Origin of the sequence: Alysiella crassa DSM 2578 (assembly GCF_000745955.1) — a bacterium.
Classification (GTDB): Bacteria; Pseudomonadota; Gammaproteobacteria; order Burkholderiales; family Neisseriaceae; genus Simonsiella; species Simonsiella crassa.
This window is the reverse complement of the sequence record NZ_JQKH01000091.1, coordinates 1-8,740: the sequence shown is the minus strand read 5'-3', so window position 1 is coordinate 8,740 and position 8,740 is coordinate 1. Positions and strand designations below refer to the sequence as shown.

At 43.5% G+C, this 8,740-nt stretch carries 17 protein-coding genes; 6 read left to right on the top strand and 11 right to left on the bottom strand.

All coding sequences use genetic code 11. From position 1 onward, the window contains the following. Positions 1–183 precede the first annotated feature (183 nt). The 10 genes from Q338_RS10910 to Q338_RS10870 all read right to left on the bottom strand — a co-directional run bounded on the left by Q338_RS10910 (position 184) and on the right by Q338_RS10870 (position 4,950). Positions 184–912 carry a phage replication initiation protein, NGO0469 family gene (locus tag Q338_RS10910; protein ID WP_034295320.1) on the bottom strand — a complete coding sequence of 243 codons (729 nt, stop codon included), beginning with the start codon at positions 910–912 and terminating at the stop codon, positions 184–186. Positions 913–998: 86 nt separating this feature from the next. Then, positions 999–1,280: a hypothetical protein gene (locus Q338_RS10905; RefSeq protein ID WP_034295318.1), complete on the bottom strand. Its 282-nt coding sequence runs from the start codon at positions 1,278–1,280 to the stop codon at positions 999–1,001. 26 nt (positions 1,281–1,306) lie between these two features. Then, positions 1,307–1,459 carry a hypothetical protein gene (locus Q338_RS14595; RefSeq protein ID WP_156961073.1) on the bottom strand — a complete coding sequence of 51 codons (153 nt, stop codon included), beginning with the start codon at positions 1,457–1,459 and terminating at the stop codon, positions 1,307–1,309. Further along, positions 1,452–1,703: a hypothetical protein gene (locus Q338_RS10900; protein WP_034295316.1), complete on the bottom strand. Its 252-nt coding sequence runs from the start codon at positions 1,701–1,703 to the stop codon at positions 1,452–1,454. Before Q338_RS10900 ends, Q338_RS14595 begins: the two co-directional genes overlap by 8 nt. Positions 1,704–1,761: 58 nt before the next feature. Next, positions 1,762–2,067: a hypothetical protein gene (locus Q338_RS10895; protein WP_034295314.1), complete on the bottom strand. Its 306-nt coding sequence runs from the start codon at positions 2,065–2,067 to the stop codon at positions 1,762–1,764. Positions 2,068–2,264: 197 nt separating this feature from the next. After that, the gene (locus Q338_RS10890) at positions 2,265–2,636 is read right to left on the bottom strand and encodes an ASCH domain-containing protein (protein WP_034295312.1); all 372 of its coding nucleotides are present in this window, start codon (positions 2,634–2,636) and stop codon (positions 2,265–2,267) included. Next, positions 2,608–3,660: an N-acetyltransferase gene (locus Q338_RS10885; RefSeq protein WP_034295310.1), complete on the bottom strand. Its 1,053-nt coding sequence runs from the start codon at positions 3,658–3,660 to the stop codon at positions 2,608–2,610. Before Q338_RS10885 ends, Q338_RS10890 begins: the two co-directional genes overlap by 29 nt. A 31-nt stretch (positions 3,661–3,691) precedes the next feature. Further along, positions 3,692–4,006, bottom strand: a complete 315-nt coding sequence (locus tag Q338_RS10880; protein ID WP_034295308.1) for a helix-turn-helix domain-containing protein — start codon at positions 4,004–4,006, stop codon at positions 3,692–3,694. After that, positions 4,003–4,371 carry a type II toxin-antitoxin system RelE/ParE family toxin gene (locus Q338_RS10875; protein WP_034295306.1) on the bottom strand — a complete coding sequence of 123 codons (369 nt, stop codon included), beginning with the start codon at positions 4,369–4,371 and terminating at the stop codon, positions 4,003–4,005. The genes Q338_RS10880 and Q338_RS10875 overlap by 4 nt, the downstream gene beginning before the upstream one ends. Positions 4,372–4,374: 3 nt before the next feature. Then, positions 4,375–4,950: an XRE family transcriptional regulator gene (locus tag Q338_RS10870; protein ID WP_034295304.1), complete on the bottom strand. Its 576-nt coding sequence runs from the start codon at positions 4,948–4,950 to the stop codon at positions 4,375–4,377. A 115-nt stretch (positions 4,951–5,065) separates the two neighbouring features. Here Q338_RS10870 and Q338_RS10865 point away from each other — a divergent pair, with 115 nt between their 5' ends. Then, the gene (locus Q338_RS10865) at positions 5,066–5,299 is read left to right on the top strand and encodes a helix-turn-helix domain-containing protein (protein WP_034295302.1); all 234 of its coding nucleotides are present in this window, start codon (positions 5,066–5,068) and stop codon (positions 5,297–5,299) included. A 12-nt stretch (positions 5,300–5,311) separates the two neighbouring features. On the opposite strand, the gene Q338_RS10860 is transcribed toward Q338_RS10865, so the two are convergent. Continuing rightward, positions 5,312–5,518, bottom strand: a complete 207-nt coding sequence (locus Q338_RS10860) for a KTSC domain-containing protein (RefSeq protein WP_034295300.1) — start codon at positions 5,516–5,518, stop codon at positions 5,312–5,314. Positions 5,519–5,538: 20 nt separating this feature from the next. On the opposite strand from Q338_RS10860, the gene Q338_RS15390 reads away from it, so the two are divergent. Genes Q338_RS15390 through Q338_RS10840 form a run of 5 tightly spaced genes read left to right on the top strand, consistent with a single transcriptional unit; the run spans position 5,539 to position 8,564 of the window. Then, on the top strand, positions 5,539–5,661 hold the full coding sequence (locus Q338_RS15390; RefSeq protein WP_280517498.1) for a hypothetical protein: 123 nt from the start codon (positions 5,539–5,541) through the stop codon (positions 5,659–5,661). Positions 5,662–5,718: 57 nt separating this feature from the next. Further along, positions 5,719–6,444, top strand: a complete 726-nt coding sequence (locus Q338_RS13860) for a phage antirepressor KilAC domain-containing protein (protein WP_051968619.1) — start codon at positions 5,719–5,721, stop codon at positions 6,442–6,444. 8 nt (positions 6,445–6,452) lie between these two features. Then, on the top strand, positions 6,453–8,045 hold the full coding sequence (locus tag Q338_RS13855) for a DUF1376 domain-containing protein (RefSeq protein ID WP_169815862.1): 1,593 nt from the start codon (positions 6,453–6,455) through the stop codon (positions 8,043–8,045). A gap of 17 nt (positions 8,046–8,062) precedes the next feature. Then, positions 8,063–8,239: a hypothetical protein gene (locus Q338_RS14590; RefSeq protein ID WP_156961072.1), complete on the top strand. Its 177-nt coding sequence runs from the start codon at positions 8,063–8,065 to the stop codon at positions 8,237–8,239. Then, complete coding sequence (locus Q338_RS10840) at positions 8,223–8,564, top strand: DUF1064 domain-containing protein (RefSeq protein WP_211249451.1); 342 nt, start codon at positions 8,223–8,225, stop codon at positions 8,562–8,564. The genes Q338_RS14590 and Q338_RS10840 overlap by 17 nt, the downstream gene beginning before the upstream one ends. Positions 8,565–8,740: the final 176 nt, after the last annotated feature.

The window sequence follows — 8,740 nt, the reverse complement described above, 5'->3', positions numbered from 1 at the left end:
CACGTTTCTGAAAATGTTGGAACACAAAGCCTTGCACTTCAAATTAAACGATGCCGAACAGCGTTGTTTGGAAATTTTGGCAAGCTGGCAAGTGGCGGTTGCCAAAGTTGGGGCGAATATCGGTAAATGATGTTTCAGGCTGCCTGAATTGCCGTTTATGCGGATTTTCAGGCAGCTTTAAAATTATTCGGTGGCGGAAACAAGACTTTCAAAATGCAAACGCTGTTCTTCCGTTACTTCGTAGCTTTCAAACAGCTTTTCCAGCGTCATTGTGCCTGTTTTCAGGCTGTCTCCCAGCATTTTGATTAAGTTGTCGTTGAGCGGCATTTTGCTGGGTTTTGGCGTTTCGGCTGCGAGCGGTGGTGGCGCATTCGCTGGCAAATCCAAAGCGGCGTATTCGGGCGATTTGCGGATTAAATCTTTCGTGTAATCGGAAAATTCCGCGAACAACTCCCAATCAGGCGCGGACAAATCAAACGCTTTGGGTGTGGTTTGAGGTTTTGGCAATGCAATGCCTTCCATTGGAGGGGCGATGCTTTGCACTTCGGCATAGGTTTTTGTGCCATCTTTACTGGGTTTGTGGGTGATATTGATGGCGCATGGCAAGCCCAACAACTCATTAAAATCAAATTCGTCTACATCGTGATGGTCGCCATACCAACCACACAAATCTTGGAAAAATTTGGCTTTTTCGTTTAAGCTGGCGGTGTAGGTTTTCGCTGCAATGTGGGGATTGCCATCTGATTTGGTTTTGCCGACAATCTCCCAAGCAATCATGATTTTGTGTTGTTTTTTGCCGTTGAATTTGTTGAATTGTTGCCCCAAATCAATCACACGAATGCAATGTGCATGATGCAAACCTGATGGGGCTGGCTCGGAAATGCTCGATGTTTTTTGGATAATGAGTGCCATTTTTTAACTCCTTGGCGGTTGGAAAATTGCAAACTGAAACGGTCTCGGCAATTTTCAGGCTGCCTGAAACCGCTTGGATTTGAAATTTAAAACACAATGGGCAAACCCCCAAATTTGGCGACCATTTTGCGGCGAAATGCCATTTCTTCGCTGGTGGTGCGAGCGGGCTTTGGTGGTACAGGCGGTTCTGTGGTGTACAGATAGGTTTTGCCCACGCGCTTTGTGTATAGCAATTGTCGCTGCCGCATGCTTTTTAAGATACGTTGCGTTTTACCGCGACAAAAGCCCATTTGGGTGCTGATAAAATCGCATTCTTGCAACGGATATTGCTGCACAATGCGCAGAATTTGTTCTTCCACTTTGTCCATTTACTGACCTTTCAGGTAGCCTGAAATCACATTTTTTCTTTGAAAAAACGGACTACATCAAATTTGTAGAAGATAATGCCCAGCAACAGGCAAAATATCGCCCCAAATAATATTGAATAGCTGATGATTTCCAACACGCTCAATGTGAGCGTGTATGAGAATGTGATTTCTTTATCCATGGGTTTTCTCCACCAAATGCCCATTCAGAAAACTGATTTCTTCGGGCTTTAATTCCAGCAGATTTGCCAGCCAGTAAATGCGTTTTTCGCGCAAATCACACATGTGGATAACATCATCAAATTGATGTGAAACGCAGATTTTTCCGTCCGTTAAACGGATAATGCGAATGTCCGTGCCAATTTGGGTACGCAAAGTTGGCGGTGCGGGCGGTGTTTGAATGGTGATGTGAATGTCGGTTTGCATTTGGATTGCTCCTAAAAGTAGTGATGAAATAAACTGGTTTATTCAGGCTGCCTGAAATTCAAACAGCTCGTCCAAATTTTTCGGTAATCAGCTTTAGTGCGTCCGCTAAACTCATGCTTTCGCGCTGTGGTAGGTGTCCGTAGGCGCGGTGGCGGTGGTAGGCGATAACATGGGCTTCGTGTTTGCTTTTTTGTGTTTTGCGGTATGATTCGCGCCACGCTTTATCGGCTTCGTCTTTGCGCCGCTTCCACTCTTCAAAGGGTGTAGATTGGTCGGTTTCGTGTCGCCACACCCATTTGTCATCGGTTTCGGCACTTGCCCATCTCATGCAGCTTGTGTAGCCTTCGTTGTCTGAATGTTTCATTTTCAGGCTGCCTTGTGTTTGTTGATGTATGAAGTATAGTTTTCTAAACAATTAAAGTCAAGGATAAATTTAGAAAACTAAACAAATACCTTATTATTATGAAATAACACTTTGATTTTAAACAAAATAAAGTTTTCACAAGGCGCAAAAAAACCGCCTTTCGGCGGTTTAATGAGAAGAAAACAAAGAATAAAAAATCAAACGTAGCAAAATGATTGCGGTGCACAACCTGATTGTATGAAATCACTTAATAATTTGGGTTGTGAGTATTGCTTAAAAATCCCAATTTGAAAAGCATGAGCCGTTTCGGTTTCACTAAAATAATCATCAAAAAAGCCTTTATTGATGCCCGCTTGTGCTGCTGTTTTATGCCACAATTCATTGGGCGGCATCGATAAAATTTGCTGAACAGAAAACTCACCCACCACTTTGCCAACAGGTAAGGTAGCATACACAATTACCGTATGAATATCTGTTTTTTTAGGCAATTTGCGGCGAAATTCAAACTTTTTTTCTCCTGAAATGATTTTTTCAACAAATTCAGGTTTGATGGATAATAAAATTCTCATTGATGTTACCTAGCTTTAAAATATGGTTAAATTGCTGGTCGGTTATCGCCATCAGCACCAAGCGTTCTGTGCTGATGCCCACATCATCAATTAATTGCTGTCTAATTGGTCTTTTGGGAAAGGCAAAATTAAAGGCAAATCGGATAATGTATGGATAGCGTTTATTGGCATAAAATTGACACAGCTCTTTTTTAGAAAATACACTAAATTTCTCGCAATAATCAAGATATTTTTTTTCATCAGTAAAATCGTGAATGTTTTTCACTTCTAAAACAGTGCATACCGCGCTGACCACGCTGCGAAAAGCAGCAGGGGCTGTACCATCTGATTTGCGATACATCAATAATAAATCCCCTTTTTTAAGCTCTGGCGCATTGTAGGCTGCCGATAAATAGATTTTTTGTATGCTGTTTGAATGAGAAACGTCTTTCACAATATCCAAGCACTCGTTATTTAAAATGGCTTCTGGGATAAGTGCAGTATGATATTTTGGCTCAATCGCCAATAGGTATTTGTTCACAGATTGTGGCTTAACCAATGGATAATCTTTCAGAATATCGCCTTGAATAAGAGATAAATCACGCACATACACATATTCCGTGCCATTATCGCTTTGCTTTTCGCCATGACGATAGAAACCATAGGTTTCAATTAATTTAATTAAGCCTTCATGTTTTGCAAAAACAGTCAGATACACATAGCGCAGGTTTTGATGAATGGCAACATCCAGTGCTTTTTTTAAAAATCTGTGTCCACGCAAAGTTTGTTGCGGATTGAATTTAAACGTGCCAATTTTCAATGCGCTACTCAAAAGCTGTGGTGTAACATCATCGACCTTTTCTTCTGTTTTCAGATACATAAAGCCTTGAATGCTGTTATCTTGTGCTGAATACAAGACATAGGCATACGCTTGTGCTTTTTTGACAAACCATTGTGGAAATTCCACATAATCTTGCTTCAAACTGTCAAAAAATGGGTCTTGCAAATTGATTTGAGCAAAAGGCAAGTATTTTAAATTATCCATGGTATTATCCCTGTTTTCAGGCTGCCTGAAATCAATAATGCAACACTTCAATGCCTTTGTGTTTGACGATATTGAGCAATTTTAATGCAGCATGATTGGGTTTGCGCGTACCTCGTTCCCATGCGTTTAAGCTTTGAATGCTCACGCTTAATTGCCGTGCAAAATCGGCTTGACTTAAATGGTGCTGTTCACGAATGGCACGGATTTGTTCGCTATTGAGCGGTTCGGGTTCAATCAGGCAGGCGCGGTCAAATTCGCGCATTTTTTCATCGCTGATTGCACCGATTTGGTGGCTGGCACACATCATTTCATGCACCACTTGCAAGGCTTCACTTTTGTATTTCATGGTGTTATCTCCAAAATTTCGCCCAATTGTTGCAAGGCGGATAATTGTTCATCGGAATAATTTAAATAGGCACTGGCAGCTTGTTTGAATGCGCTCAATTCGTCTGTGCTGATGTTGGCGCGGTCGTTTTTGGCAAAGGCATAGACAATAAAGGCTTTATCATCTTGCTTAAACAGAATAATGCTGCGATAGCCACCACGCTTACCCTGTCCGCGCCGTGCAATGCGCTGCTTAATCACACCACCGCCCAAATCGGCATCAATCAAGCCTTGTTCGGCTCGTGCAATGGCTGCCTGTAAATCTTCATCGCTGATGTGCTGTTTTTCGGCAAATTTGGCAATAAATCGGTTTTTGAATATCCGCATGGCTTAATCCTGTATCGTCCATGCGGTAATGCGCCCAATAATGTGTACTTTTTCAGCTTCAATCAGGGTTTCTTCAAATGCGCCATTGTCGCAAAGCAATTTCAGGCAGCCTGAAATTTGGCGGAAAACGCGGCGAATAAACAATAAATCGCCAATTTGAATTTGGTAAATTTTGCCGTCAATAATTTGGGTTTGGCTGCTGTCGCAAATGAGTTCGCTGCCCTGCGGTATGGTAGGTGTAAAACTTTCATCGGGCATAATTAGGTTTTTCAGGCTGCCTGAATGGGCTGGCTTGCTGTTTTCTTGAAAAAAATGGTGGGTACTTTGTTCGCCCACATTGCTGCCTGAATGATTGGGTTCATTGCGGTATTTATCGCCTTTGCCTTCTACAAGCCAACGTGTAGAAAAATTGGTTTTGGTTTCAAATGCCAGTAATGGTTTTGCGCCTAAACCTGTATCGCCTTTGAACCATTGACCAACCAAACCCTTTGAAACCCCCGCAAATTCAGCCAATTGCTGTTGCGTTTTCAATCCATGCTCTTGCATGACTTCTTCCAAGCGTTCTTTAAGCGTCGTCATATGAATATCCTTATTTTGTTCGTTTAGCAGTCTAAACTATTTAAAGGAAAGTTTGCTTGATTTATTTCGTTTAGTAAACTATACTTATGAAAAGTTATCTAAACACGGAGTAAATATGCTTAAAGAGGATATTGCTTTTATTGATGATTTGGGCGGTACGGTTAGCGTTGCCAAAGCGTGTGAAATTACCAAAGGGGCGGTTTCTCAATGGCGAAAAAACGGTATCCCCAAAGCGCAATTAAAGTTTTTAAGTTTGAAGTTTCCCATTCAATATCAACAAATTTATGGCGATATTGAACTGGCAGAAAAATCCGCCACCGAAAGTTCAGGCAGCCCTAAACCCGATTAACCTTTGGATAAATTAGCGAACACGCTGATAGGTGTAACTGTTTTTGATGTGTTGTGCGTGGTATTCGCCTTTTGAATGCGCATCGAGTAAGCCATTGAATACCCATTCAGGCACATTGAAATAGTGATAAACGGTGTTGTTTTTGAAATGAATTTCCAAAACACCATTTTCGTAACCAATACAAGAAAGGTTTGATGATGAAACATAATGAAGTTGCATGGTGTAAGCCCCTTGAAAATATGACGGAAAATGAAATTATCGCACATTTTGAGCGATATGGTTTTCGTGATGAGATGGGGCATGAATTGACTTTGTGCCGTGATTTTTTGGACTTGGTGGCTTTGGCTGCTAAGCGTGATTAACCCAAAACAAAAAGCCCTGTCCGCGACTACAGGGCTTTTCACAAGGAGACTGCTCAAATGAATGACATGATTTTAATTGAAAAAATCCAAATTCGTCAAGTGAATGGTTTGTATTGCTTGAACGATTTGCACCGTGCGAGCGGTGGCGAACCACGCCACAAGCCCGACAACTGGTTGCGTAATCAACAAGCCATTGAATTGATTGATGAATTGAATGCTTCTCGAATTAGAGAAGCTCAAAATAATCAAAAAGTTATCCATGTTTTGAATGGTGTGGGCACTTTTGTTTGCCGCGAATTGGTCTATGCCTATGCAATGTGGGTATCGGCAAAATTTCATTTGGCGGTTATTCGTGCGTTTGACACGCTGCGTTCAGGCAGCCTGAATGCGCTGCCCGATTTTACCGACCCGATTGCCGCTGCCGAAGCGTTTATCGCCGCCCACCGCGCCAAGCAAGCCGCCGAACAGCAGCTTGCCGAAATCGCGCCCAAAGCGGCAGGACTTGACCTGATTAGCGCAAAAGAAGGCGATTTTTGTTTCAGAGACGCGGCAAAAGATTTGCAAATGCAGCCCAAAGATTTGACGAATTGGCTTCAAGCGCATGGTTGGATTTACAAACGCAACGGCTCGTCTTGGATTGGGTATCAGGACAAAATCAATCGCGGCTGGCTGCGCCACAATTTGCACGACTATGGCTCATCAAGCGGCAGATTGGCTACGCAATGCCGCATTACGGCAAAAGGTTTGACCAAATTGGCGGAAATTTTCGGGGTTCAATCATGAATTTGTATATGTTTCACATTCAAGATTTTCACGGTCGGACATGGCATTTGGACAATTTGGCGCGTTGGATTTATCGCGATTTGATTAGCCTGTATTACCAAAACGAAAAGCCACTTGTTGATGATTTGAACGAGTTGGCGCACAAAATCCGTTGTCGCACAGATGAAGAAAAAACCGCCCTGCGTGAAGTCTTGGCGGAGTTCTTCACGCTTAAAAAAGGCAAGTACCACCACAGCCGCATTGACCGCGAAATCAAAAATTACCAATACCGCCGCAACAAACCCGCCATGATGAAACGCTTGGCGGATTTGGGCGTGGCGTTTGACAAAAGCATGAGCGTGTCGGAATTGTCGGCTTTGTTGGCAATGTATGACGATGAAAATTTGAGTAACGCGCATAACGATTTAAGTAACGGCGCGAGTAACGAACCGAGTAACGGCATGAGTAACGAAAGTAACGCCATGAGTAACGCTGAAAGACAGGCTTTACACAGACAAAAACAGCGTGAAAACCTGTTACTTGAATTGAAAGAATTGGGCGTAAATCCTGATAAATCAATGAGTTTAAACGGTTTGAAAAATTTGCGGGAAAAGGCGCGTAACGATTTAAGTAACGGCGCGAGTAACGAACCGAGTAACGGAGAAAATTTGAGTAACGGCGAAAGTAACGGCAAAAATTCAGCCATAACCAATAACCAAGAACCAGTAACCAAAAAAGAACAACAGCAACAAACGCGTGCGGAAAAAAATTTCAGGCAGCCTGAAAAAACAATAGACCTGCCTGCGCCGTTTGACCGCTTTGCCATGCACGGCAACTGGCAACCTGCTGACTTGGGTATGGTAAACGGACTGTTGCGCCGCGCTGGTTTGCCAAATTGCGAAACAGGTTTGATGTTGGACGCGGCTTTGGATTTTGTCGCCTACTGGGCTGGTCGCCCCGAAACGGAACAAACCGCCGCGCAATGGGACAGTGAGTTTGTGCGTTCCGCCGCGCGATTCCGCGCCAAACATGGACACAATTACGACAAAGCAACGTGGGAATTATTGCCTACTTCTATGCCCAAAGAAGCAAACCATGCGCCGAAAAATGGGGAAGTGCAACCATCTGGCGTGGGCAGTAAAACTAAGCAATCGCTGATGACTTTGAGCGCGATACGTCAAGAAATTACATCGGGCGGCATGAAATCTTATCTGCCTGTGGCGGTAAATGCGGCGATTGTGGACGGTTTGACAAGTTTGGTGGCTGCGCGTTTGAAATATCCACCGCCTGCGGATTCGTGGGTGGAAACATTCCGTGTGTGGCATGACGCGTTTGAACATTGTGCGAAAGAAATTCGTTTTAATGAACTGAATCCGATTGTGAATGCTGAAAATGTTGCACAAGCGTTTCAGGCTGCCAAAAACCATGCGAATCAGGCAGATGAAGCACAATCTCGTTTTCCGAGTGTGCGTGATGTGATTGGGCATTTGCCTAAACAACTTGTGCGTGAGCCTGAACGTCAATTTCAGCCTGAAAAGTGGCAGCAAGAACAGGCGGAAGGCAAGGCTAAATCTGCCGAATTACTGAAACACATCGGCAAAGGGCGAATTCAGGCAGCCTGAAAAATTAGGGGAAGATAATGAATGATTTTTCTGATTTTTATCAACAAATGGCAGCCACGCATTATGCACGCTGGCGTAAATGTGCCGAAACCAATGACTACGATGGTTATTGGTACGAGCGGTACGAATTTGAAACCTACCGCAAGGCGGCTGGGCTGCCTGAAAACTGGAAACCCGATGATGAAACCGAATAAATACCGCAACCGCAAAACACGCGGCTTTGACAGCAAACGCGAAGCCGATTTTTACGACAAATTGTGCTGCCTGAAAAATGCCACCAATCCTGCCGAGCGTGTGGTGCAAATTGAAACGCAGGTTAAATTTGAGCTTATCCCAGCCCAGCGCGGTGCAGACGGCAAAGTGATTGAACGCGCTTGTGCTTACATTGCTGATTTTCGCGTTACTTTTGCCGATGGGCGTGTGGAAGTGATTGATGTGAAAGGCATGAAAACAGACGTGTACAAAATCAAGAAAAAATTGATGTTGCAAGTGCATGGTATTCAAATCAAAGAAGTTTAAGCTGCCTGAATTGCCGTCCGCTAGGACTTTCAGGCAGCCTGAAACATCATTTACCGATGTTTGCCCCAACTTTGGCAACCGCCACTTGCCAGCTTGCCAAAATTTCCAAACAACGCTGTTCGGCATCGTTTAATTTGAAGTGCAAGGCTTTGTGTTCCAACATTTTCAGAAACGTG